Origin of the sequence: Actinomadura formosensis, from assembly GCF_050948385.1 — a bacterium.
Taxonomy (GTDB): domain Bacteria; phylum Actinomycetota; class Actinomycetes; order Streptosporangiales; family Streptosporangiaceae; genus Spirillospora; species Spirillospora formosensis.
Genome location: NZ_CP192011.1, coordinates 3,052,223 through 3,075,602, shown reverse-complemented (window position 1 = coordinate 3,075,602; position 23,380 = coordinate 3,052,223). Strand labels below are relative to the sequence as shown.

Here is a 23,380-nt window from a genome sequence, read left to right as displayed (position 1 = left end):
CCTTGTCTTCCATGACGCCTGCCGGGTTAGCTGACGGATTCGGGCATGGAAGCAGCCCTACGGCGCGGCTCTCGGACGCGCCGATTCACCCCTGGAACATTGGGTCCCCGGCTCCGTGCCGGTCGTGGCGACCGGAACGGACTCGGCCTCGCACCGCGGACGCGGTGCTCTATTCGGATTTATCTCAGCGACTGATCTCGGTGAGGTGGCGCGCATCGTCTGGCGCGCATCGCGTGCGAATACCGCTCCGCGATCCTCGGCCGTATGGCGAACGGCCGGCGGCAACGCATGGGGTGCGTTGCGTGATTCGAATAGAAGGTACCAACCTTCTCAAGAAAAGCAAACCCGGCACAAAGCTCGATCTTGCCTGCTCAAAGCCGTTCCAAGGAACACCCAACACCGCCGGCCCGCCGGGCCTTCCCGATCTTTCTCTGACCGGCCCTCAACCCTTTGCAGGCAAGGCTTACCGCAAGATCAGAAAAAGGTAAAGAAACCAGGAAAGCAGCGGCCGGAAAGTGATCGTCCGTCACACGCCCACCATCAGCACCCGCCCAAGTGAGGTCTACATCACACTGGGTGATCTTCGCAGGTCCGAGTGTGCTTCGTCACTCCACGCGCAGGGCGAAGAGCGTGGTGTCATCCGCAGCCCGGTCGTGCTCCATGCGCGCCAGCACCTCGTCCAGCACGCGTTCGGGGCGTTCCGAGCAGTCCCGCAGGATCCCGGTGAGGCGTTCGGTGCGCTCGTCCATGTCCGCGTCCCGGCGCTCGACCAGGCCGTCGGTGTACAGGAACAGCAGGTCCCCGGGGTGCAGATCCGTGGTGATCGTCGTGTAGCGCCAGCCCGGCATCGCACCGAGCATCGGGTCCCGGACGGCGTCCAGCGGCACCGCCCGCCCGTCCCGGACCAGGATCGGCGGCGGATGCCCCGCGCACGTCCACTCCAGCAGCCGGCGGGACGGGTTGAAATGCGCGACGATCGCGGTCCCCGTCGCGGGCGGGTCCATGTTCCCGACCAGCTCGTTCAGCCAGCCGACCAGCCGTCCCGCCGGCTCGCCCGTGCAGGCGAGGCCCAGCAGCCCGTTCCGGGTCCGCGCCATCGCGGCCGCCGCCGGCAGCCCGTGCCCGGCCGCGTCCCCGATGGCGAACATCGCCCGCCCGTCCGGCAGCACCCGGGTCGCGAACCAGTCCCCGCCGATGCGGGCGGTGCTCTCCGCCGCCAGGCTGCGGACCGCCATGGAGAGGCCGGGCAACTGCTCCACCTGGTCCTCGTCCGGCAGGATCGCGCGGCGCAGCGTCACCGCCACCTTCCGCTCCTGCGCCGTCCGCGCCTGCTGCCTCAGCATCTGCCGCCGGGTCTCGGCGAGCGCCCGCTCCACGCCGCGCCGGCGGGTGATGTCCTGCGAGACGATGTTGATCGAGATCGGCAGCCCGGAGTCGCCCAGCACCGGCTCGGCGAACACCCACAGGTGCCGCGGCGTCCCGTCCTTGCCGATCACGCGGTGCTCGGCCTCCACCGGCTCCCGCCGCGAGAACATCGTCTGGACGGCCTCCTCCACGAGCGGAAGATCGTCCTCCGCCACGACCTTCGGCAGGTCGTGCGGCATCGGCGGCACCTCGTCGGAGGAAAGGCCGTAGTTGGCCAGCATCTGCGGCGTCCAGTCCGCCTCGCCGGTCGCGAGGTCCCACTCGCCGAAGCCGATCAGCGCGAGCCGCTCGACCCGCTCCAGCCGGCGTGCGACCCGGTCCTCGGCGAAGTGGTAGCGCCAGGTGACGCACACGCCGGTCGGCACCGGGACGCACCGCGCGCTCATCCGGGACGCACGGGACAGGCCGCGCTGCGCGGTGGAGTAGGGGAACGAGTCCCGCTCCAGCCGCGTCCCGGTCTCCAGCACCTCGACGTACTCGTCGAACAGGCCGCTGAGCACGGCGCCCGGGTCCGTGCGCAGCAACCGGAGACCGGTCAGCTCATCCCTGCCGCGCCCGAACATGTCCCGCGCGACGCCGTTGAGCTCCGCGAAAAGGAAGTCCGTCACATCCCCGTCGGGGTCCCGGACCGGCACCAGGTGGGCACACGAGTCGAGCGCCCCGTCCAGCACCGCACGCGCCACCGGATCGTCCGGCAACCCGGCGAGGGTCCCGGCGTCCGCCGAGGTGTCCTCGTCCGCCAGCCGGCGCAGAACGTCCTCGGCCTCCGACAGGACGGCCTTGCGCTCCGCCGTGACACCCTCCGCACGCGGCGCCCGCCGCCCGGCGACCACGGCTCCCACGGGCCCGCCGCCCCCGTCCTTGACCAGCACGGACGCCGCCTCGGCAAGGTCCATGTCGAGGTCGCGCGCGAGCCAGATCAGGTGCTGCAGGGCCTCACCGGGCGGGACGCCGAGCCGACGGGCCAGCACGACCCGCGCCTCAGCCAGCACCGCACGGTCGTGCGCGGCGTCCCGAAGGTCCGCAACGTCCATCCCGGGCTGGGTGCCCTCCGCTTCCGCCAACCCTGTCCCCCGTTCGGCGTCACCTGCCCTGGGAGAAAAAAGCTACATACGTCAGCGACGGACTATTCGCCCATAACCTGGCAAACAACCCAAATCTTTGCCCGAGTTTTCCGTTCACACCCGAAGTCGACCACTTCCGCTGACCCTCTCCGGAGAGAACCCTTCCCAACCATGTGACCCCGGTCACAACGCTCACCGCCCCTCCGCGGCCACCTCATGACCGGCACCGCCACCCGCACCCTCCGGCCCGCCCACCAGAGATCATCGGGCCGCAATCCGGTACGCACGACCCCCGGGACTGCGCTACAGTAATCAAGCCCGCTCCAACGGGCACCGGGACGTGGCGCAGTTTGGTAGCGCACTTGACTGGGGGTCAAGGGGTCGTGGGTTCAAATCCCGCCGTCCCGACACGGGAGACCAGGTCAGAGGGGCTTCGGAGATCACTCCGAAGCCCTTTTTCGATCTTGAAGGTCGATGCCCCCATCAGTCATGGGGGCATCAGCGAGCACAACTCCGGCGCGGGGTTGCGCGAAACTGAGGTTCATGGCTGAGGCGGCGGACACGACGACGGGCGCCTGACCAGAGATCCGGGTGACGGTCACGTCGTACAGGCCACTGCGGCCACGGCGCGACCGCTTCGACGCGTCCGCAACGAGCGTGTCGCCCAGGCGTGCCGGCTCCAGGAACGTGATGTCGAACCCCGCCGTCACCGTCACCTCCCCGTAGGAGTTGCAGGCGAGAGCGAACGCCGAGTCGGCCGGGCTCGCCACGAACCCGCCGTGGCAGATGTCCCAGCTGTTGATCATGTCAGGGCGGACGACCATGGTGACCGTCGCCGCACCCGGCCGACGCACACGATCTCCATGCCGAGGGAACGGCTCGCGGCGTCGCCGGACCACATTCGTTGCGTCGCGAGCGGCGTCGCTGCGGCGCGACACGGGTGGCCGCCGGGTCGTATCCGCTGTGCCAGTCACCGCGCAGGAGCACGAGGGCGTCGACGGGATCGACGCCCCGCCCCACGATCGACACGGTGTCGCGGTGGGTGGGGAACAGCCAGTCCCGCTCGCCCAGGACGGAGGCGTACGCCTGGTCGTTGATGCGGCGTCCGACCACCAGCGCCTGGTGTGCGCGCACCAGAACCTCATCCGGCGGCAGCGGGGCCGGCGGCTGGTCCACGAGCCGGCCGGCCGGGTGTAGCGCTCGAACTCGACGGGCGGATCTCGATGCGGCAGCTCGCCGAGAGCGTCCACATCTCTCGCGCCAACGCCTACGCGCAAGTCGAGCGTCTGACCAAGTTCGGCGTCATCACGGGATGCACCGCGACGGTCTCCCCATCGCCCACGGTCCCGGCACTTCGGCGTACGTCACGGTGAACATCCGGCGGACCGAGTGGCGCGGCGTCCTCGCGCGGCTGCGTTGTTCCCCGGCCGGTCTCGAGCGCATCGTGCTCGCCGGCGGCGGACGGGCGTGAGCCCGCGATGAGCGATCAGAGCGCGATGTACCGGCTCCGGTCTAACGGAACCGCGCTGTGACCAGCGCGATCAAGATGAAAAGGCGCAGACCTCGGTGTTGGAGGTCGCCACGGGCGGGGGGCCGGGCGGCCACCACCGCCGGCCGCGTGTGCAACGCCCCCAACGCCGCCCGCTAGGGCTTGCGGGCGACGCCGCTCCACATGGTGGACGGGGTGGAGGCCAGGGCCGGGTCGTCCGGGCGCCACTCGGGCGCCCGCACCAGGCCGGGGTCGACCAGGTCGAGGCCGTCGAGGAAGGCCGCCACCTGGTCGCGGCTGCGCAGGGTGAGCTTCTCGGCCATGGTCTGGTTCAGCCGGTCGGCCATGTCGGCCATCCTGGCGGCCTGGATGTCGGTGGCCGGATGGGAGATCGCCACATAGCTGCCGCCGGGGACCGCGTCCACCAGCGTGCGGACCACCCCGTAGGGGTCGGACTCGTCCGGCACGTACTGCATGATCGCGATCAGCATCACCGCGACCGGCCGGTCGAAGTCCAGGACCTCCCGGGCGGCGTTCAGGATCGTGCCGGTGTCGCGGATGTCGGCGTCGATGTAGGAGGTGGCGCCGGCCGGGGTGCCGGTGAGCAGGGCGCGGGCGTGCGCGAGCACGATCGGGTCGTTGTCGACGTACACCACGCGGCTCTCGGGGGCGGCGGCCTGCGCGACCTCGTGGGTGTTGTTGGCCGCCGGGATGCCGGTGCCGATGTCCAGGAACTGCCGCACGCCCCGCTCGGCGGCCAGGAAGCGCACGGCGCGGGCCAGGAACGCCCGGGTGTTGCGCACCGAGGCGACCAGGTCGGGCAGCGCCGCCATCGCCTGTTCCGCGGCCTCCCGGTCGGGCGCGTAGTTGTCCTTGCCGCCCAGCCAGTAGTCCTGGACGCGGGCGATGTGCGCGACGCTGGTGTCGAAGGGGGGCGGGTCCGGCGTCCCCTCGTACTCGGGCCTCTCACTGACCATCAGGGGACCTCCAGACTTCCCGGTGCTGGGCCACCGCCCAGCCTAGACCGGCAAGATCACTGGATGGGCGATTTCCCGGTTACATCCCGAAAGAAGATGGTTTGCCGGTCGAACTCGTCCCTGCCCCGGGCCTTCTGGGCGCCCCCTTACCGCGCCAGGGTGATCGTCTGGGGCTCCAGGAATTCGCGCATCCCTTCGATGCCGCCTTCGCGGCCGATTCCGGCGAGGCCGACGCCTCCGAACGGGACTTCGGGCGTGTTGGGGGCTCCGTTGTTGATGCCCACGATGCCCACGTTGAGGCGTGCCGCGGTCGTGAGGCCGCGTTCGGTGTCGGCGGACACGATGTAGCCGGCCAAGCCGGTGCCCCGGGAGTTCACCTCATTGACGACCTCGTCGACGTCCTGGAAGGGACGCACCGCGCATACGGGACCGAAGATCTCCTCCGACCACAGGGATGTCCGGGTCGAGGCGGCGACCAGGGTGGGCGGATAGAACCAGCCTTGCTCCGGAATCTCGGCCTTCCACGTGCGGCACCCCTGCTGCTCGGCCTCGGAGACGAGGGTGTGCAGCCGTTCGGTGTGCTCGGGACGCAGGAGCGGCCCGACGTCGGTGGAGCCGGCCTCGGGCGCGCCTACCCGCAGTGAGGAGATCCGGTCCGCGAGCGCCGGGACGATCTCGGCGTAGAGGTCGCGGTGGATGTAGACGTTGTTGGCCGCGATGCAGGAGGCGCCGTTGTTCCTGAACTTGGCCACCAGCAGGACGTCGAGGGCGAGCTCGGTGTCGGCGTCCGCGTCGATGATGAAAGGCGCCATCCCGCCCAGTTCCATGGTGACGCGTGTCATGGTCTTCATCGCCCGCTGGGCCACCAGCGTGCCGACTCGTGTGGACCCGGTGAAGGTGACCGCGGCGATGTCCGGGTGGTCGACCAGTGCGCCGGTGAGTTCCTCGCCATCGCCGTTGACGATGTTCACCAGGCCCGCGGGGGCGTGCCGCTCGATGATGGTCAGCATGGCCAGGGCGGACAGCGGGGTCAGTTCGGACGGCTTCAGCACGACGGGGCAGCCGGCCGCGAGCGCGGCCGCGACCTTGCGGGCGGGGATGGACAGCGGGAAGTTCCACGGCGTCACCGCGGCCACCACCCCGACGGGCCGGCTCCCCACGAGGTATCTCTTGTCGCCGTTGAGCAGGTGCGACCCGGTCGGCATGGTCGCGGCGTCGGCGAACCAGTCGAAGTACTCGGCGGAGAAGACGGCCTCCGCCCGTGCCTCCGCCGCGCGCTTGCCGGTCTCCCGCATGATGAGGACGGCAAGGGCGTCGGCGTGGTCGCGGATCTCGGCGGCGATGGCGCGCAGCACCTGTGCACGCCGTCGTGGCCGGGTGCCTTCCCATGCCGGGAGGGTGCCGCGCGCCGCTTGGACGGCATCGTGCACGTCGCCCCGCGATGCCCACCCGACCCGGTCGTAGCGGCCTCCGGTCGCCGGGTCCGGGATTTCATGGTCGGGGCCGCCACGGGGTGTGCCCGCCACCACGGCGGCGGCGCAGACGCCCTCGACCCGGGGCAGGAGGGCGGTCGCGGTCGAGTCAGAGGTCATGGCGGGTGCGTTCCTCCTGGTGGAGCCGGTATCGGGTCATGGTGTCGTGGTCGAGCTCGAACCCCAGCCCGGGTCCGGTCGGGATTTCCAGCCGGCCACCGTCCAGCCGGAGGGGCGGGGAGACGAGATCGGTGCGGAACGGGTTGTCGCGGACGTCCAGTTCGATCGGTCCAACGGCCGGGAAACCTCCGGCCAGCTGGAGGCTGGCCGCGATACCGACCGCGGAGCCGTAGCAGTGCGGGGCGAGTGCGGTGCCGGTCTCGGCCGCGCGAGCGGCGACCCGCGATGTCATGGTGATCCCGCCGCACTTGGCCAGGTCCGGTTGGATCGTGCTGACCGCCGGGGAGTCCGCATAGCGCAGCAGCTCCGGCAGACCGTAGACGTTCTCGCCGGTGGCGAGGGGTACGCCGGTCCGGTCCGCCAGTTCCTCCAGATCCTCCAGGCGGTCCCCGGCGACGGGTTCCTCAAGCCATCTCACCTCATGGGCGAGCAGGTCCGGCGCCATCTCGCACGCCTCGTCGACCGTCCAGCCCTGGTTGACATCGGCGAGCAGGTCGACGTCCGCACCGAGAACCGCCGTCGCGGTCCGCAGTGTCGCCCGGTCCTGGTCCGGGCCGAACCCCAGCTTCACCTTCGCCGCCGGGAACCCGCCGGCGACGGCGATCTTGCACCAGTGGTCCACGCGGTCCGGGCCGATGCCGCTGGCGTACGCGCTCACCGAGGTCCTTGCCGGGGAGGACGCGAGCAGAGCCGCGACGGGCTTGCCCTCGGCCTTCCCCCGAAGATCCCACAGCGCCAGGTCCACCCCGCTGATCGCTTGCCAGATGGGCCCGGGGGCGCCCCACTGACGGCCGATGGACAGCATCGTCGTGGTCAGCCTCCGCTGGACCGCGACCGGATCGGAGACGTCCGTACCAAGGAGGAGCGGGGCGATGCCATCGCACAGCGTGGCGACGCGCTCGCGGTACCCCCAGTCGGGATAGTTGATCCAGCTTTCTCCGACGCCTACCAGTCCGCCGGCTTCGACCTCGACGATGCAGGCACGCCGCGCACGCAGACTTGAGAACGACATCCGCACCTCGTCATCGAGCGCGGCCGAGAGGATCGTCACTCGTAGTCGCTCGGCGATCAGTGAGCTCACCGGCTCATCCCTTCTCCGTTGCCCGGCACGCCGCGGGGCACCCACCTGGTTCAGGCCGTGTAGATCTTCGGGTGCAGCAGATGCAGGATCCGGCGTTTCATCTCGTTGAAGTCCGGCCTCGTCGTGAGCTCCAGCGAGCGCGGCCGGGGGAAGTCGACCTGGAGGGTCTCCAGGATCCGGCCGGGCGAGGCCCCCATGACGACGACGCGATCACCGATGACGAGCGCCTCCTCGATGTCGTGGGTGATGAAGACGATCGTCGGCCGGTAGGCGGTCCAGATCTCTTGCAGGAGCCCCTGCATCTCGCCGCGGGTCTGCGCGTCGAGGGCACCGAAGGGCTCGTCCATCAGCAGGACCTTGGAGTCGCTCATCAGCGCGCGGGCGATCGACGCCCGCTGCCGCATGCCGCCCGACAGCTGGTAGGGGTAGCTGCGCCGGAAATCCTCAAGCCGGACCTGGCGCAGCAGTTCCTCGGCCCGCGCCTCGTACCCCTGCACTCTGCGCGCCCTCACCCCGGCGGTGATGTTCTCGAAGACCCTCAGCCAGGGGAACAGCGCGTCCTGCTGGAACACCACGGCGCGGTCGGGACCGGGGCCGGTGATCGGCCGGCCGCCGATCAGCACGTCACCGCCGGTGGCCTTCTCGAACCCCGCGATGATGTTCAGCAGCGTGCTCTTCCCGCAGCCGCTCGGGCCGACCAGGCACACGATCTCCGACTGCCGCACCGTCAGCGACACGTCCGTCACCGCGGTGAAGTCCCCGTAGGACTTGCCGACCTCCCGGAGCAGCAAGGCGTCCTCGTGCGTCGCCGTCATGTCCTACCTTCCCTGCCAGTGCAAGAGCCGCTTCTCGACCTCTCGGGCGGCGATGTCGAGCAGAAAACCGATGATGCCGATCAGGAAGATCCCCGCGTAGACGGTCTTCAGATCGAAGAAGTTGCCCGCCGAGGCGACCATGTAGCCGAGGCCCTCTTGGGCCGAGATCAGCTCCGCGGCGACCACCAGAGCCCACGAGACGGCGGCTCCGGTGCGCACCCCCACCATGATGCTGGGCAGGGACCCCGGCAGGATCACGCGCGTGAACATCTGGCGCCGGGAGAACCCGAGCATCTGCCCGGCCCGGATCCACGACGAGGACACCGACCGGACGCCGGCCTCGGCGTTGAGCACGATGAACATGAACGGCGCCAGGAAGATCAGCAGAATCTTCGACGACTCCCCCAGGCCGAGGTAGAGCACGGCCAGGGGGATGAACGCGATCGGGGGGATCGGCCGCAGCAGCGCGAAGGCCGGGCCCAGCAGAGCGCCGACGGACCGGTAGCGGCCCATGGCCAGACCGATCGGAATCCCGAAGAGCACGGCCATGGAGAACCCGATCGCGGTGCGCCGGATGCTCACCAGCACATGCGTGGCCAGCGGCGTACCCCGGTAGCCTTCGGTGATCAACATCCAGGTGTGCGCGACGAGATCGGTTGGGCCGGGCAGCCACTTCTCCTCGACCAGGCCGCCGTCGACGGCGATCACCCACAGCGCGAGGATGCCGAGCAGCCCGACGAGCCCCAGGGGCACTCGGCCCAGCGCTCGAACCGGCCGGCGGGAACGTGGCGGTGTGTCGGTGGTCTTCTGCGGCGCGAGAGTCATGCTCTGCTCCATACCTGGACCCGTACTCCTTCTCCTCATGGCACCTCTCCGCGACGGCTGTCCACGGGACGCGCGGAACGGACCGGCACCTACTCGGCCAGGTACTTCTGGATCGCGGACGGGTCCACCAGGCCCTTGAGTTCGGGGCGCTTCTGGAGGATCTTGTGCTCGACCAGCACGTCCGTCCAGGAGCGGATGATCGCCTCCAGCCCCTGCGGGTCCGTCATCGAGTACGGCGAGTCACCGGTCGCCGTCTCCTTCACCCCCACCGGCTTCACCGCCTCGACGGTCCGCTTCACCATGGCCTCGTCGGTCCCGGTCATCTTCTGCATCCTGGCGAGGAACGCCGCGTCGCCCTTCTCGACCAGCGCGGACGCCTCGTCGTAGGCGGCCACGAAGGACTTCACCGTTTCCGGGTGCTCGCTCAGGAACTTGCCGCGCACCTGCCACAGCAGCGGGTTGCGCATGTAGGCGGAGTCCGTCGCGACGATGGTGCCGTCGGCGTCGTCCATCTGGTAGATCAGCGGGGCCCAGCCCCAGATGCCGTCCACGTCCCCCTTGTTGAACGCCGGGATCCACGCGGGCGGGCTGACGTTCTCGATCTTGACCTGGGACGGGTCGATGCCCTTGGCCTTGAGCGCGCTGATCAGCCCCATCCAGGCCGTCGTGCCGACCATGGTGCCGATCTTCTTGCCCTTCAGGTCCTCGATGCGGGAGATGCCCGAGTCCTTGGTGACCACCAGCCCCCCGGCGTCCGCGCCGTCGTTGTCGACCATGAAGACGCGGGTGTCGCTGGACAGGCGGCTGGCCAGGATGCCCGGGATGCCGGCGTAGCCGACGTCCACACCGCCCGAGGCGAACGCGGCGTTCGTCGCGGCCCCGCTCTCGAACTGGACCAGCTTGACGTCCAGCCCGTGCTTCTCGAACAGCCCGCTCGCGAGCGCCGCGTACAGGCGGGTCGCCGTTCCGGGGTTGAACGCGACACGGACCTGAGTCAGGTCCTTGCCGCCGGCACCGGATCCCTTCTTCTCCTCCGCAGCGCAGCCCATTACGGCCAGCGCGGCAACGGTGGCGATGGCGAGCAGCTTCCGGGCTCCTGTGACGCCGCACTTGATCGACATCGGGCCTCCCTCACGTCGAGGTGTGTTCCAGGTCGCATGACCGTAGCGGATTGCATGTTGCATGTAAATAGGCTGCCGACCCAGCATACGCAGGTATTTCTGGGAGAACGCACCAGAACTCCTGCGCGGCCGGGTGGCGGGATGCGATGATGTTGCATGTAATATTCCGAAGGGTTGGCGCGGCCCCGGGAGGGGTCGGGCAGGAAAAAGGAGCGCGGCAGGTGCCGAACGAGCTGGACAGCATGCCCCGGCGGTCCCGAACGGCCGACGACGTCTACGAACGGCTGCGAGCCGACATCCTGGCCCGCAAGCTGCCCGCGGGCACCCGGCTCAGTGTGCCAAGTCTCGCCGAGGAACTGGGATTCAGCCGCAGCCCGGTCCGCGAAGCCGTCCAGCGGCTGGTCCAGGCGGGGCTGGCCACCGAGGAGGTCCATCGCGGTGCCGTGGTGGCCGCCATGGACGTGTCCAGCGTGCTGCGCCTGTACGAGCTCCGGGAAGCGCTTGAGGGCATGGCCGCGCGCCTGGCGTGCGAGCGGGCGACCGAGCAGGAGATCGCCGAGATGGGCGCGCTCCTGCAGGAGCACTCCCGGGCGCTGCACGCGGATGCCCACGACCGGCACCTCACGCTCGACATGGAGTTCCACGCGCGGGTCCGCGCGGCGGCGCGCAACGAGCACCTGCGGGCCTCGCTCGAACGCGTCCAGGACATGGTCGCCCTTGCGATGATGGCGGCCGACGCCACCTGGCACCAGCAGGCGCTCCTGGAGCATCAGGCCATCTACACCGCCATCCGCCAGGGCCCGCCCGAAACGGCCGAGGCGGTCGCCAGAGCGCACATATCGCGCATCCGCCACAACCTGGCGAGCCGCCACAAGGAAGCCGATGTCCGCTCGGCCGACGGCTCGCAGGGCAGGACGGCGTGAGCCCCGGCAACGTGCTGATCGTCGGCGGAAACGGCTTCCTCGGCCGGCACACGGCCGCCGCGCTCGCGGCCGGCGGCGCCTCGATCCACATCTTCGACCGGCCCGGCTCGGCGCCGCCCGCCGCCGCGCCCGGCGAGCCGGACCGCTACAGCCGGCACCAGGGGTCGGTGACCGACCGGCACACGCTGGAGGAGGCGGTGGCCGAAGCCCGGGCCGAGACGATCATCGTCCTCGCGTCCTACTCCCACCGCGGTCTCGGGCTGGGGAAGTCCGCCGAGCAGAATCCCCCGGGCGCCGTTGACGTGAACGTGCACGGCCTCCTCCACATCCTTGAGATCGCCGCCCGGCGACCCGGGACCAGGGTGCTGTGGCTTTCCTCGACGACCGTCTACGGTCCGACCGCCAGCTACACCGCGCCCAAGGTCTCCGAAGACTCCCTGCTCGCCCCCGGCTCGGTCTACGCCGCCACGAAGGTGCTCGGCGAGCAGCTGATCCGCACCTACCGGACGACCCACGGTGTGCGGGCGACCGCCGTCCGCCCCACCCTCATCTGGGGCCCGGGGCTGCGCTACCGAGGGGTTCAGTCCTGCTTGGGCGACATGGTCGACGCCGGCGTCGAGGGACACGAGGTGACCGTGCCGGACTCCACCGAGCCATGGGACCTTCTCTACGTCCGCGACGCCGGAAGAGCCGTCGCCTGGCTGACGGAGCAGGACCTGGGCCCGATCGTCCTCGTCAACGGCTATCAGGCGTCGGTACGCCAGGTGCGCGAGGCCGTCCTGCAGGCGGCGCCCGAGACGCCCATTCACGTGGCCGGCACCGCACCATGGCTGAACGTCCCGGCGGTGGACGACCGGATGATCCGCCGTGCCGGGTTCACCCCGCGGTTCGACCTCGCCCGCTCCATCCGCGACTACATGGCCACGCCGGCCGCCGGCACCGCCTGACACCCGCCGCCGGGGGAAACCGAATCGACGCCCAGAAGGAGACGATCCAGCAGATGAAGTCCGAGACCACCGGCTCACCGGTGCCCAGCCTGGTCGTGATCTTCCGCGGCCCCTCCCCCAAGGACATCGCCACCGCCACCGAGCGCCTCGTCAACGTCGGTTACCGCGCATTCGAGGTGTCCCTGACGACACCGGAGGCGCTCACCGCGATCCGCCTGCTCGCGGACGCCTTCGGGGACCAGGCGCTCATCGGCGCGGGAACCGTCCGCTCGGTCGATGACGTTCTCGGTGTCCGCGACGCGGGTGCGCGGATGGTGCTCTCCCCGGTCACCAGCGGACCCGTGATCTCGGCCGCCCGGGCGAACGGCATGCTCGCCATTCCCGGCGCCTACACCGCCACCGAGGCGGTGACCGCTCGCGAACTCGGCGCCGACCTGGTCAAGCTCTTCCCCGCCGCCCCCGCCGGAGTCGACTACTTCCGGCTGCTGCGCGAGCCGATCCCGGACGTCCCCTTCCTGGTGACCGGAGGCGTCGACGCGTCCATGGCCCACGAGTTCCTCCAGTGCGGAGCCGTGTCGGTAGGGGTCGGGCACAAGCTCCTGGGGGGCACCAACCTGGAGGAGCACAACTGGGCCGAGTTCGAACAGCAGGCCGCCCGATACCTCGACATCGCCCACGGCGGGGAAACGGCCTCCTGAGACGGGCTCAACCCATCCCGACATCGAACCAACGAACCGACCGGAGCCGACCCATGAGCACCCCTCAGCGCCCTGTTCCCCGCTACGACGACCTTCCGCTGTCCCCCTACGGGGGCCGGCACGCCTGGGACCTCCCGCAATGCGCCGGGGTCGGGGCGCTCGGCCTGATCGACGACCAGACCCGCCTGGAGGCACTGCGCTCGGCGCGGACCGGCGAACTGGTCAGCCTGAACGCGGCCCTGGACGTCATCGACCCGCCGCTGTTCGGCCGTGCGCGGCTGGAGCACAGCGTGGAGACCAAACGCGAAGGGCTCGTCCTCGACGACCGTGTGGACGCGCTGTACCCGCAGGTGAGCTCCCAGTGGGACGCCCTGAACCACATCGGCGCCCATCCCGGCGTGTTCTTCGGCGGGACGACCCTTGAGCAGCAGTTGTCCGGCGAGGTCAACGGCATCGACGTGTGGGCTCGGAGCGGAATCGCCGGGCGCGGCGTGCTGGTGGACATGGACACCGCCATGAGGCAGCGGCATGGCGACTACGGCCCCGGTGAGCCCATCGCGATGTCGGTCGAGGACGTCCAGGCCGCATTGACGGCGCAGCAGACCACCCTGAGGTTCGGCGACATCCTGCTGCTCTACACCGGATATCTCGACTGGTACCTCGGCCTCGACGGCGACGCACGCGCCGCGGTGTCCCAGGCCGGTCCGGACGTGACGGCCGCCGGGTTGGCCCACACCGAGGACACCGCCCGCTTCCTGTGGGACAGCGGCGTGACAGCCGTGGCCGCCGACTCGCTCGGCGTCGAGGTGTGGCCACCGGACCGCAGCCCCGAGGCCCGGCCGTTCGGATTCTTGCACTCCAGCCTCATCGGCCATCTGGGAATGGCGATCGGCGAGCTGTGGGAGCTGCGCGACCTGCGCGAGCGGTGCCGGGCGCGAGGCGCCTGGGACTTCCTGCTCGTCAGCGCCCCCATGAACCTGCGCGGTGGCATCGGATCACCGGCCAACGTGGTGGCGATGCTCTAGCCGCGACCGGACCGACCAGCGAACGAGAGGCACCATGTCCACCGAACCCCCGCTGACCGCGGAAGTGCTCCAGCAGCGAGCGGCGCTGCTGGGAATCGAGTTGCCGGACCCGCCCAGCCCCAAGGGGAGCTACCGCCCCGCGGTGATCCACGGCGGCGTCATCTACACCTCCGGCGTCGGCCCGATGCTCCACGGCCGGCGTCTCCACAGCGGCTATGTCGGCGGGGACGTCACCGTCGAACAGGCGCAGCAGGCCGCGGCCGTCGCGGCGGTGAACGCGCTCACCTCCGCATGTGCGGCCGTGGGCGGCGTCGAGTCGGTGGACCGGCTCATCAAGCTCACGGCGTTCGTCCGCAGCGCCCCCGGCTTCACTCGGCAGAGCACTGTCATCGACCGCGCCTCCTCGGTGCTTTACGAGCTGCTGGGCGAGCGCGGAACACACGCCCGCAGCGCCGTGGGAGTGGCCGAACTGCCGTTCGGCATCTGCGTCGAGATCGAGCTCATGGCCGCCCGCCGCGACACCGCGACACCGCAGCGGGTCCAATGATGGACATGGGTGCAGCCAACGGCACATCGACGGAAGCCGGCAGGGCCGCGGTTCGCGAGAGCGTGCTCGCCGGGGGAGTTCGGGTGTCCCGCAACGTCCCGGCGACCATGCGCGACGGCACCGTGCTGCGATCCGACGTGTACCGCCCCGCAGACGCCGGCGAGTATCCGGTGCTGCTGATGCGGGTGCCCTACAACAAGGACGTCGCGCAGTCGTTCGTCTACCAGCACCCCTCCTGGTACGCAGGCCAGGGCTATGTCGTCGTCATCCAGGACTGCCGTGGCCGGTACGCCTCCGACGGACGTTTCGACCCGCTCCGCCAGGAGGCCCACGACGGGTACGACACCGTCGAGTGGGCGGCCACGCTGCCGGAGAGCAACGGCTCCGTGGGGATGTACGGGTTCTCCTACGCCGGAGCCACCCAGCTACTCGCCGCCGCGGAGAACCCTCCGTCCCTCAAGTGCTGCGTACCCGCGTTCACAGCCGGTGACTATTTCGACGGCTGGATGTATGAGGGCGGCGTGCTGAACCTCGCGTTCGTCCTGTCGTGGACCGTGCAGATGCTCGCCATGCAAGAGGCCGTCCATGCCCGCGACTGGAAGGCGGCGGCCCGGCTCCACGCCCAGGCCAATGACTTCCCCCGGATGTTCCACGAGCGCCCCCTGGACCAGCTGCGCCTGCTGCGGGAGACCGGCGTGGCCCCCTACTTCTTCGACTGGCTCAAGCACGACACACGCGATGACTACTGGTCCTCGATCGGACTCCCCGAACGCTACGACCGGATCACCGTGCCATGCCTGCACATCGGTGGCTGGTACGACGTCTTCGCCGCCGGCACGGTGCGCAACTACGGGGAACTCGCCCGGCGAGCGGGCGCAGGCGAACAGCGCCTGATGATGGGCCCGTGGATCCACATGCCGTGGGCGCCGGAAGCCGCCGGCCCCACGCTGGGGCCCAGCTTCCGCAACCGCGTCGACCCCGCGCAAACCGCGTGGTTCGACCGGTGGCTGAAACCACCACGGGGCACCCGGCCAGGCGACGCACCCGACGACGATCCGGGGGTCAGCTACTTCGTCATGGGCGCGAACCAGTGGAAGACGGCACCCACCTGGCCGCCCGGCGAAACAACAGTGCGTCTGTACCTCGCGTCGCAGGGGCAGGCCAACTCGCGGTCCGGTGACGGCCGGCTGTCGCCCGATTCTCCGGCACCGGACTCCCCGGCCGATGTGTTCATCTGCGACCCGAGCAACCCGGTGCCCAGCGCCGGAGGCAACTCCTGCTGCAATCGTGCCGCCTCCCCCATGGGCCAGGCGTGCCAGGCCACGGTCGAAGTCCGCAACGACGTCCTGGTGTACTCTTCCGAGCCCCTCACCGACGGCCTGGAGTGCACAGGAGTGCCCACGGTCACCCTCTACGCCGCGTCCTCGGCCGTGGACACCGACTGGGTCGTCCGGCTTGTCGATGTCGGTCCCGGTGAGCGCGCGGTGAACGTCAGCCAGGGCACGCTGCGTGCCCGCTACCGGCGATCGCTGTCCGACCCGGAACCGCTCACCCCGAATGCCGTCACGGAGTTCCGCATCCCGATGAACCCGACGTCCTGGCGGTTCCGGGCAGGGCACCGGATCCGGCTCCAGGTCACCAGCAGCGACTTTCCGGCCAAGGACCCCAACCGCAACACCGGCGCCCCGCAGGCGTCCGCGCACCCCTGGGAGTACGTGGTCGCCCACCAGACGGTGCTCCACGACCAACGGCACCCCTCCGTGCTGTGCCTTCCGGGCGGCGGGCAGGAGAACGTCATCGCGGCGGTGCCGGGGCGAGCGCAGTGATCAGTTCGTTGACGTCGTCCGCCAAGGCGCTCAGGATGTGGCGGGCCGGGACGAGCCCGCTCAGCCTTCGCTCCCGGGCGCCGCTCCGGCGACCCGGACCGGTCAGGAGCGCGATCTGATCGTCCAGGGCGGCGAACTGGCCGGTGAGGTCGAGCCGGCCGGACGTGCTGGAGTCATCGTGAGCGGCGGCGGCCTCGACGACGTCGGCCAGCCGGTCGAGGACGCGGGCGACCGGGGCGTTCTCCCCCAGGTTCTGCGGGGGCAGGCCCGCCACCGCGATGAGGCGGTCGCGAATGTGCCGGGCGGCCCGGACGATCGCGGTCAGCCGCCCGATCCGCCCGGTGTCGCGACCCGGCTCGTTCTCCAGCCTGGTCCGCAGGTCCGCGATGCCGTCGATGGCCTTTCTGGTGGCGGCGAGCCGGTCGGCCGGCAGGCCGGGCAGATCCCCGTCGACGACCGACGCGGCGGCGCGGGTCAGATCCGCGGTCGCCGACAGCAGTCCGGCCGTCCTTGCGGGCAACTGCTGCGCTGCTCCCCTGGGCAGAGCACCCTGGCTCCCACCGCCGCGATCAGCCCTCCGCCGGCGATGAGTCCGATGCGCTCCAGGGCGACGGACCAGTGAGAGACGAAGGTGAGATCCATCAGCATCATGAGCGGCGGTGTGGCGCACACCATCCAGAACGCGTAGCTCACCGGCCGGAGCGTAAATCCCACCATGGCGAACACCATCATCAGCAGCACGGCGTGCGGTGGGGCGGGGGCCAGGGCCAGCACCACCGCCGCGATCACGCTGCCCAGCACACTGCCGATGATCCGCTGCCCGACCCGCGCCATCGTCTGCCCGTAGGTGTCGCGCAGGCTGACCAGGACCGTCACCGCCATCCACTGCCCGTGCGCGAGCCGGAGACCTGTGGAGATCGCCATCGCCAGGGTGACCAGTACGGCGACCCGGGCGGCGTGCCGGAACTGCGGGGACCGGGCCCGCGCGGCCTGGACGATCGCGGCCGCCACCGTGCCGGGCGCGCCCCGCGGCCGTTTCCAGTGGACGGCGGGGGCGAGTCGCAGCCCGCCGCCGAGTGTGCGCCGGGCCGACTCGAGAATGCTGTCGATGCGATCGATGGACCGGGTGATCTGCCCGATGACGGCCGCGCCGAGCAGGTCGTTCCGGCCATTGGCCCGCTCCCCCGTGGTCCTCTGTGCCGCCTGCGGGCGGCGGACGGGACCGCCGGCCGCCGGCGGTTCCTCGGCGGGTACCGGGCGGGTCTGCGACAGCGCCCGGGCCAGCAGCCGTAGCCGGCGCGCAAGCCCGCCGATCGCTTCGCCGGCGGCGGACCGCCGGGGTCCCGGACGGGCACCCGGAGCCCCGCGTGCACGGCCCCCACGACGACCGCGTGGTTGCCGGGCGCCGCACCGTCCGCGACCAGCCGGGCCAGCCGTGCCGCGGGGACCGACCCGAACGCGGGGCCGGCGGTGTCCCAGGACCTGCCGGCCGGTGCGCACCGAGGCCGTCCGCTGCTCCCGGTTGAGCTTGATCGAGTGCAGTCTCCGGTCGGTCTCCACCAGCCGGTCCCAGTCGTCCGCGGCCACCGCCCGGTGCGCCGGCGCGAGCGCCGCGGCATCGGCGGTGCCCGCCGCGCGCACCAGGTCGCGCAGGTCCTCCGGCTCGACGAGACGGAGCTGGACGTAGCCCTCCAAGCCGTGCGAGAGCGTGTACAGCCCGCTGGGAAAACCGGAGTCGGTGAGCTGGAGCTGCGCCAGCAGCCGCTCCAGCCCCTCGGTCTCCGCGGCCCCGCGTGTCATGCGATGAAGAACAGCCGGTTCAACGGCAGTTTCGTCGCCGGCTCGATGGTGACGGGCTCCCCGTCGACGGTGACCCGGTAGGTCTCCGGGTCGACCCTGACCTCCGCCAGCGTGGAGTTGTGCATCATGTGCCGCTTGTCGACGGTGCGGCACTGCCGTACCGGCTGGACGAGCCGCTCCAGTTCGAGTTTCTCGGGCACGCCCTCGGAGATCGCCGCATCCGACATGAAGGTCACGCAGGTCTTCTGCAGCGCCTTGCCGACCCCCCCGAACGCCGGCCGGAAGTACACCGGCTGCGGGGTGGGAAGCGAGGCGTTCGGGTCCCCCGTCTGGGCCCAGCTGATCAGCCCGCCCTTGATGACCATGAACGGTTTCGCCGCGAAGGAGCGGATCGGCCACAGCACGATGTCGGCGAGCTTGCCGTCCTCCAGCGACCCGATCGTGTCGGCCATGCCGCAGGTGCGGGCCGGGTTGATGGTGACCTTGGCCAGGAAGCGCAGGACACGGTGGTTGTCGTTGCGCGAGGAGTCCTCGGGCAGGGGGCCGCGCTTGTCCTTGCAGTGGTGCGCGACCTGGAAGGCCCGGGTGACCGTCTCACCGACCCGCCCATGGCCTGGGAGTCCGAGCCGATGATGCTGATGATGCCGAGGTCGTGAAGGACGGTCTCCGCGGCGATGGTCTCGGCGCGGACGCGGCTTTCGGCGAACGCCAGGTCCTCGGGGACGTCGTAGCTGTGGTGATGGCAGACCATGGTCATGTCGAGCAGTTCGTCGACCGAGCCCGCCGTGTACGGCAGCGTCGGGTTGGTCGACGCCGGCAGCACGTTGGGCTCGGAGGGGCCGTACATGCTCGCGTACTTCTCGCGAGACATCGTCGTCATCGCCGTCAGCCCTTCCTCGACCGGGAGGCGCCCGCCTTGGCGCGCTCGGAGGGTGCCCGGTGCCCGTCGCCGCCCCCGTCGGGTCCCGGCGCCTCGGTGTCCAGATAACCCCATGCGTGCATCCGGGTGACCGCCTCTTCCCGCGCGGCCCGCGAACGGGCGCTCCCATTGAGCAGCCCACCGAAACCGACGATGCGCATTCCGCCTCTTCCGGATACGCATGACCGAGGAAGAGCAGGCCAGGGGAACCGACGCCGGATTCGCCGATGGCTGAGACCGGGGAGAGCCGCAGCCGCGCCGTCGAGCACGGCGCGGCTGCGGCTCTCCCGGGTTCAGCGGGTCAGGACGACCTTCAGGGCGCCGGTGTGGGCGGCGTCGGCGAAGATCTCGTAGGCCTCGATGAACTCGTTCAGCGGGAAGGTGTGGGTGATGAACCGGCCGGCGTCGAGGCGGCGGCCGGCGAGCAGGCGGAGCAGGGTGGGCGTGGAGAAGGTGTCCACCAGGCCCGTCGTGATCGTGATGTCACGGATCCACTGCTCCTCCAGGTGCAGTGAGGCGGGGGCGCCGTGCACCCCGATGTTGGCGATCCGGCCGCCCGGGCGGGCCAGTGCCACCGACAGCTCGAAGGTGTCGGGGACGCCGACGGCCTCGATGGTCACGTCCGCGCCGAGTCCGTCGGTCAGTTCCCGGACGGCTTCCAGTGCGTCCTCCCGGGAGTTGTTGATCGTGGTGTCGGCGCCGAACCGCTTGGCGGCGTCCAGCCGGCTGTCGGCCTGGTCGATCGCGATGATGCCGCCGGGGCTGAAGAGCTGCGCGCCCATGATCGCCGAAAGGCCGATCGGGCCGGCGCCCACCACCGCGACGGTGTCGCCGGGCTGGACGGCGCCGTTCAGCACGCCGACCTCGTAGCCGGTCGGCAGGATGTCGGCCAGCATCAGCACGTCCTGCGCGGGGACGCCCTCGGGAAGCGGGTAGACCGAGGTGTCGGCGAACGGCACCCGCACGTACTCGGCCTGCGTTCCGTCGATCTTGTGGCCGAGGATCCAGCCGCCACCGCCCAGGCACTGCCCGTAGCGGCCCTCGCGGCAGAACCGGCACGTCCCGCACGCGGTGATGCACGACACCAGTACCTGGTCGCCGGGCTTGACGGTCCGTACGGACGGGCCGACGGACTCGACGGTGCCGACCGCCTCGTGGCCGAGGATGCGCCCGTCGGTCACCGCCGGAACGTCCCCCTTGAGAATGTGCAGGTCGGTTCCGCAGATCGTCACCGCGTCGACCCGCACCACCGCGTCGCCGTCCTCGACGATCTGCGGCTTCGGAACCTCCTCCCATGCCTTGCGGCCGGGTCCGTGGTACACCAGCGCTTGCATGAGCCCCCTCCTTCGTCAGTCGTCTGTCCGCTTCCAGCGTGGAATCGGCGGGGCGGGGGACGGCAGGGGCGAACGTCCCGTGACCGTGTCCGGGGCCGAACGGCCCCGCTGATCAGGACCAAAGCCCTTACTCGCCGCCCCGTTGTCACGGCAGGCTCGGACAGGTGTGGAAGGCCGTGAAGGAGATGCACCGCATGCGTAAGAAGTCCTGTCGTGGAGTGTCCCCGCTCGACGCCGTCGGCGCCGCCATGCTCGTCGCCGGGCCGGCGATGCTGGTGCGCGCCGGCCAGGGCAGGAGGGAGATCCGCGGCGAACTGGACGCACAGGAGATCACCTTCCCGGACGAGGGCCGTATCCCGGACGACCTGGCGGCCTACGCCGGACGGCGGGTGGAGACCGGGAGACAGGCCCGGGCCTACGCCAGGCTGATCAAGCGCAATCTCGCCGGCGCCACCGGCGGACGCACCTACGCGCAGCTCGGCGCCGAACTGGCCGAGGCGCGGGCGAACGGCGGCGACGACGAGAAACTGGCCGAACTCCAGCGGACCGCCTTCACCGGCGAGATGCTGCGGGCCTCGCTGATGTCGGCGTACCAGGCCTGGCAGCTGACCTTGCTGGTGAGCTGCCTCGGCGGCATGACCACCGCGCTGGGCGCGGGTCTACTCGCCTCCGGCGCCCCCGGGCGCGTGTGACATCATCGAGGGAACATGACCGCCGACCTGCAGCCACTCGACACCGCCGCCTGCCTGGACCTGCTCCAGAACATCCCGGTGGGGCGGATCGCCTGGGCCGAGACCGACGGGACCGTCACCGTCCTGCCGGTCAACTTCCTCCTGGACGGGGACGCGCTCGTCTTCGCCACCGCGGCCGGCGCCAAGCTCGACGCCATCCGGAACGGCCGTCCCCTCACCTTCGAGGCGGACGACTTCGAACCCGCGCTGCGCACCGCGTGGAGCGTGCTGGTCACCGGCCGCCCCGAGCTGATCACCGACCCGGCCGAGATCGAGCGCCTCCGGGCTCTGGCGCTCGCCCCGTGGATCCGCTCCACCAAGGCGTACATCGTGCGGCTGACCCCGCACAAGATCACCGGCCGGCGCATCCCGCTGCACGCGGGGGGCGTGACCACCGAGCGCATCGACACCTCGGACGAGACCGGCTGACACGCCGGTCCCGTCCCCCTCCGTCCCGCCCGTGCCCGGTCAAGCGGCCTGGGCCTCGCTCTCCAGGTGAACGCCGATACGCGGCGGATCGATCAGCGAGTTGTGGACCGTGCAGCGTCCGACCGCGGCCATCATCCCCTTGATCTGCTCGTCGGAGAGCCGGGCGGGCGGGCGCAGGCGCAGGTCGACGCGTGACACCCGGGCCGGGCTGCCCGCGCCCATGGCGAAGTCGGCGCTGACCTCCAGCCCCGTGGCGGGCAGGCCGTGCCGCGCCAGGTAGCGGCGCGCGTAGTGCGCCGCGCAGGCGGCCAGCGACGCCACGAACAACTCCACCGCTGTCGGCCCGCGATCCATCCCGCCCGCCGCGTACGGCTGATCCACATGGATGACGTGGTCCCGGACGAGCACGGCGAAGGCATCGTTCTCACGGTGGACGACGAGCACCTCGCTCACCTCCTGTTTCAGGCTCCTTGGCGTGTGTCCAGCGTGAGGCGCGTGGTCCTTGCGGGTAAGAGCCGAAGGTCCCGGGCAGGAAGGACGCTCGGCACTGACCCGTGCCCGGTCCGGGTGTGAGTGTGGAGGTGAGACACGGAGGTCAGCGATGCAGGTCCTGCCCGAATACCGCTCCGTCGTCGTCGGCGTCGACGGGTCCCCCAACTCCATGGCCGCGTTGCGCCGGGCCGCCCGCGAGGCCACCGAGCGACGCGCACGCCTCGATGTCGTCCGCGTCCTGGAGCCGGACGGCGGTGCCGGGCCCCGCCCGCTGCGCACCGCCCGGGAATGGCTGCGGCTGCGCGACCTGGTGGCGCACGCGCTGCCCCGCGGCCAGCACCTGACGACCCGGCTCCGGATCGTGCGCGGGGAACCCGGAATGGCCCTGGTCAAGGCGGCGGAACACGCCGAACTGCTGGTGCTCGGCGCCCGGGCGCACTCCGAGCACGGCAACCCGCTCGGCGGCGACACCGTCCCGGTCGTGCGCACGAGGGCGACCTGCCCCGTCGTGATCTGCGCCGACCACACCGCCACGTCCACCGAGACCGTCTGACCACCGCCGAGCCCTGGAGGAGACCATGAAACGCCGGACCGTAGCGGACGTCATGACGACCAAGGTCGTGACGGTGACCGAGGACACCCCGTTCGCCGAGATCGCGGACACCATGGCCGAGCACGGGATCAGCTCCGTCCCCGTGCTGGACGACGGCGGCCGCCTCGCCGGCATCGTCAGCGAGGCCGACCTGCTCCGCAAGGAGGAGTACAAGGGCGGCCCCGTCCAGCAGCGGCGGCTCAGGCTGCGGCGGCACGCCGAGGCCGAGGCCAAGGCGGGGGCCGTCGACGCCCGCGGGCTGATGAGCGCCCCGGTCGTGACCGTCGCCCCGCACACCCCGATCCCCGAGGCGGCCCGGCTGCTGAACGCCCACGGCTTCAAGGCCGCGCCCGTCGTCGCCGACGACGGGCGCCTCGCCGGCATCGTGGCCCGCCGCGACCTGCTGCGCGTGTTCCACCGCTCCGACGCCGACATCCGGGACGAGGTCATCCGGGACGTCCTGATCTGCAAGCTGTGGCAGGACCCCGCCGAGCTGCACGTCCGCGTCCAGGAAGGGGTCGTGCACCTCACCGGGCGCGTCGAGCTGAAGAGCCTCATCCCCATCGTCGTCCGCATGACGGCCGCGACCGAGGGCGTCGTCGATGTCGTGCACGACCTCGGCTACGACACCGACGACACCCATCCCACCGCGTACCCGCGCGCCTGAG

At 70.8% G+C, this 23,380-nt stretch carries 27 protein-coding genes, 1 tRNA gene, 1 pseudogene and 1 riboswitch; of the genes and pseudogenes, 13 read left to right on the top strand and 16 right to left on the bottom strand.

The window, feature by feature from the left end:
• Nucleotides 1–140, bottom strand: a riboswitch (cyclic di-AMP (ydaO/yuaA leader).
• A 465-nt stretch (nt 141–605) separates the two neighbouring features.
• A complete protein-coding gene (locus ACQP1N_RS14560) occupies nt 606–2,459 on the bottom strand; it encodes a PP2C family protein-serine/threonine phosphatase (RefSeq protein WP_067799023.1) in 1,854 nt (617 codons plus the stop codon).
• A 364-nt stretch (nt 2,460–2,823) separates the two neighbouring features.
• Between ACQP1N_RS14560 and ACQP1N_RS14555 the strand changes: the two genes are divergently transcribed.
• Nucleotides 2,824–2,897 (top strand) — tRNA-Pro (locus ACQP1N_RS14555).
• A gap of 32 nt (nt 2,898–2,929) precedes the next feature.
• Here ACQP1N_RS14555 and ACQP1N_RS14550 read toward each other — a convergent pair.
• Together ACQP1N_RS14550 and ACQP1N_RS14545 are read right to left on the bottom strand one after the other, a co-directional pair.
• The gene (locus tag ACQP1N_RS14550; protein ID WP_433231847.1) at nt 2,930–3,295 is read right to left on the bottom strand and encodes a hotdog domain-containing protein; all 366 of its coding nucleotides are present in this window, start codon (nt 3,293–3,295) and stop codon (nt 2,930–2,932) included.
• A gap of 1 nt (nt 3,296) precedes the next feature.
• A complete protein-coding gene (locus ACQP1N_RS14545; RefSeq protein ID WP_407642235.1) occupies nt 3,297–3,623 on the bottom strand; it encodes a hypothetical protein in 327 nt (108 codons plus the stop codon).
• A gap of 89 nt (nt 3,624–3,712) precedes the next feature.
• Between ACQP1N_RS14545 and ACQP1N_RS14540 the strand changes: the two genes are divergently transcribed.
• On the top strand, nt 3,713–3,862 hold the full coding sequence (locus ACQP1N_RS14540) for a hypothetical protein (protein WP_207394168.1): 150 nt from the start codon (nt 3,713–3,715) through the stop codon (nt 3,860–3,862).
• Nucleotides 3,802–3,960 (top strand): hypothetical protein, encoded by a 159-nt coding sequence (locus tag ACQP1N_RS14535; protein ID WP_207394169.1) that lies wholly within the window; start codon nt 3,802–3,804, stop codon nt 3,958–3,960. Before ACQP1N_RS14540 ends, ACQP1N_RS14535 begins: the two co-directional genes overlap by 61 nt.
• A 173-nt stretch (nt 3,961–4,133) precedes the next feature.
• On the opposite strand, the gene ACQP1N_RS14530 is transcribed toward ACQP1N_RS14535, so the two are convergent.
• The 6 genes from ACQP1N_RS14530 to ACQP1N_RS14505 all read right to left on the bottom strand — a co-directional run bounded on the left by ACQP1N_RS14530 (nt 4,134) and on the right by ACQP1N_RS14505 (nt 10,449).
• A complete protein-coding gene (locus ACQP1N_RS14530) occupies nt 4,134–4,955 on the bottom strand; it encodes an SAM-dependent methyltransferase (RefSeq protein ID WP_433231843.1) in 822 nt (273 codons plus the stop codon).
• Nucleotides 4,956–5,101: 146 nt separating this feature from the next.
• Entirely contained in the window at nt 5,102–6,547 is a 1,446-nt protein-coding gene (locus ACQP1N_RS14525) for an aldehyde dehydrogenase family protein (RefSeq protein WP_433231841.1), read from the bottom strand.
• A complete protein-coding gene (locus tag ACQP1N_RS14520) occupies nt 6,537–7,688 on the bottom strand; it encodes a mandelate racemase/muconate lactonizing enzyme family protein (RefSeq protein WP_433231839.1) in 1,152 nt (383 codons plus the stop codon). Before ACQP1N_RS14520 ends, ACQP1N_RS14525 begins: the two co-directional genes overlap by 11 nt.
• Nucleotides 7,689–7,738: 50 nt before the next feature.
• Nucleotides 7,739–8,503 (bottom strand): ABC transporter ATP-binding protein, encoded by a 765-nt coding sequence (locus ACQP1N_RS14515; RefSeq protein ID WP_433231836.1) that lies wholly within the window; start codon nt 8,501–8,503, stop codon nt 7,739–7,741.
• A gap of 3 nt (nt 8,504–8,506) precedes the next feature.
• Entirely contained in the window at nt 8,507–9,328 is an 822-nt protein-coding gene (locus tag ACQP1N_RS14510; RefSeq protein WP_131732892.1) for an ABC transporter permease, read from the bottom strand.
• A gap of 89 nt (nt 9,329–9,417) precedes the next feature.
• Nucleotides 9,418–10,449: an ABC transporter substrate-binding protein gene (locus ACQP1N_RS14505; protein ID WP_067799829.1), complete on the bottom strand. Its 1,032-nt coding sequence runs from the start codon at nt 10,447–10,449 to the stop codon at nt 9,418–9,420.
• Nucleotides 10,450–10,670: 221 nt separating this feature from the next.
• Between ACQP1N_RS14505 and ACQP1N_RS14500 the strand changes: the two genes are divergently transcribed.
• The 6 genes from ACQP1N_RS14500 to ACQP1N_RS14475 are packed head-to-tail and all read left to right on the top strand — an operon-like array spanning nt 10,671 to nt 16,415.
• Nucleotides 10,671–11,372: a GntR family transcriptional regulator gene (locus ACQP1N_RS14500; RefSeq protein WP_067799826.1), complete on the top strand. Its 702-nt coding sequence runs from the start codon at nt 10,671–10,673 to the stop codon at nt 11,370–11,372.
• A complete protein-coding gene (locus ACQP1N_RS14495) occupies nt 11,369–12,319 on the top strand; it encodes an NAD-dependent epimerase/dehydratase family protein (protein ID WP_433231831.1) in 951 nt (316 codons plus the stop codon). The genes ACQP1N_RS14500 and ACQP1N_RS14495 overlap by 4 nt, the downstream gene beginning before the upstream one ends.
• A 53-nt stretch (nt 12,320–12,372) precedes the next feature.
• A complete protein-coding gene (locus ACQP1N_RS14490; RefSeq protein WP_067799820.1) occupies nt 12,373–13,017 on the top strand; it encodes a bifunctional 4-hydroxy-2-oxoglutarate aldolase/2-dehydro-3-deoxy-phosphogluconate aldolase in 645 nt (214 codons plus the stop codon).
• Nucleotides 13,018–13,070: 53 nt separating this feature from the next.
• Complete coding sequence (locus ACQP1N_RS14485; RefSeq protein ID WP_067799818.1) at nt 13,071–14,042, top strand: cyclase family protein; 972 nt, start codon at nt 13,071–13,073, stop codon at nt 14,040–14,042.
• A gap of 34 nt (nt 14,043–14,076) precedes the next feature.
• Nucleotides 14,077–14,589 (top strand): RidA family protein, encoded by a 513-nt coding sequence (locus ACQP1N_RS14480; RefSeq protein ID WP_433231827.1) that lies wholly within the window; start codon nt 14,077–14,079, stop codon nt 14,587–14,589.
• A 5-nt stretch (nt 14,590–14,594) separates the two neighbouring features.
• Complete coding sequence (locus ACQP1N_RS14475) at nt 14,595–16,415, top strand: CocE/NonD family hydrolase (protein ID WP_165488438.1); 1,821 nt, start codon at nt 14,595–14,597, stop codon at nt 16,413–16,415.
• Here ACQP1N_RS14475 and ACQP1N_RS14470 read toward each other — a convergent pair.
• The 6 genes and pseudogenes from ACQP1N_RS14470 to ACQP1N_RS14445 form a co-directional block, all read right to left on the bottom strand.
• Nucleotides 16,384–16,935 (bottom strand): hypothetical protein, encoded by a 552-nt coding sequence (locus ACQP1N_RS14470; RefSeq protein ID WP_433231825.1) that lies wholly within the window; start codon nt 16,933–16,935, stop codon nt 16,384–16,386. The two genes, ACQP1N_RS14475 and ACQP1N_RS14470, sit on opposite strands and share 32 nt — an antisense overlap.
• The gene (locus ACQP1N_RS14465) at nt 16,890–18,215 is read right to left on the bottom strand and encodes an FUSC family protein (protein ID WP_433231823.1); all 1,326 of its coding nucleotides are present in this window, start codon (nt 18,213–18,215) and stop codon (nt 16,890–16,892) included. The genes ACQP1N_RS14470 and ACQP1N_RS14465 overlap by 46 nt, the downstream gene beginning before the upstream one ends.
• Complete coding sequence (locus ACQP1N_RS14460) at nt 18,212–18,754, bottom strand: amidohydrolase family protein (RefSeq protein WP_433232710.1); 543 nt, start codon at nt 18,752–18,754, stop codon at nt 18,212–18,214. The genes ACQP1N_RS14465 and ACQP1N_RS14460 overlap by 4 nt, the downstream gene beginning before the upstream one ends.
• Before the next feature lie 116 nt (nt 18,755–18,870).
• A pseudogene (locus tag ACQP1N_RS14455) lies at nt 18,871–18,966 on the bottom strand (hypothetical protein); the annotation flags it as partial.
• 134 nt (nt 18,967–19,100) lie between these two features.
• Nucleotides 19,101–19,295 carry a hypothetical protein gene (locus ACQP1N_RS14450; RefSeq protein ID WP_067799804.1) on the bottom strand — a complete coding sequence of 65 codons (195 nt, stop codon included), beginning with the start codon at nt 19,293–19,295 and terminating at the stop codon, nt 19,101–19,103.
• A gap of 132 nt (nt 19,296–19,427) precedes the next feature.
• Nucleotides 19,428–20,468, bottom strand: coding sequence for a zinc-dependent alcohol dehydrogenase family protein (locus tag ACQP1N_RS14445; RefSeq protein ID WP_067799801.1), 1,041 nt, complete (start codon nt 20,466–20,468; stop codon nt 19,428–19,430).
• A 194-nt stretch (nt 20,469–20,662) separates the two neighbouring features.
• Between ACQP1N_RS14445 and ACQP1N_RS14440 the strand changes: the two genes are divergently transcribed.
• Complete coding sequence (locus tag ACQP1N_RS14440; RefSeq protein WP_433231820.1) at nt 20,663–21,160, top strand: hypothetical protein; 498 nt, start codon at nt 20,663–20,665, stop codon at nt 21,158–21,160.
• Nucleotides 21,161–21,175: 15 nt separating this feature from the next.
• Nucleotides 21,176–21,628, top strand: a complete 453-nt coding sequence (locus tag ACQP1N_RS14435) for a pyridoxamine 5'-phosphate oxidase family protein (RefSeq protein ID WP_067799795.1) — start codon at nt 21,176–21,178, stop codon at nt 21,626–21,628.
• Nucleotides 21,629–21,667: 39 nt separating this feature from the next.
• Here the strand turns inward: ACQP1N_RS14435 and ACQP1N_RS14430 are convergent, their stop codons facing one another.
• Nucleotides 21,668–22,081 carry an OsmC family protein gene (locus ACQP1N_RS14430; protein ID WP_067799792.1) on the bottom strand — a complete coding sequence of 138 codons (414 nt, stop codon included), beginning with the start codon at nt 22,079–22,081 and terminating at the stop codon, nt 21,668–21,670.
• 148 nt (nt 22,082–22,229) lie between these two features.
• Between ACQP1N_RS14430 and ACQP1N_RS14425 the strand changes: the two genes are divergently transcribed.
• Nucleotides 22,230–22,673 (top strand): universal stress protein, encoded by a 444-nt coding sequence (locus tag ACQP1N_RS14425; RefSeq protein ID WP_067799789.1) that lies wholly within the window; start codon nt 22,230–22,232, stop codon nt 22,671–22,673.
• 25 nt (nt 22,674–22,698) lie between these two features.
• Nucleotides 22,699–23,379, top strand: coding sequence for a CBS domain-containing protein (locus tag ACQP1N_RS14420; protein WP_433231817.1), 681 nt, complete (start codon nt 22,699–22,701; stop codon nt 23,377–23,379).
• The last annotated feature ends 1 nt before the right edge of the window (nt 23,380 follow it).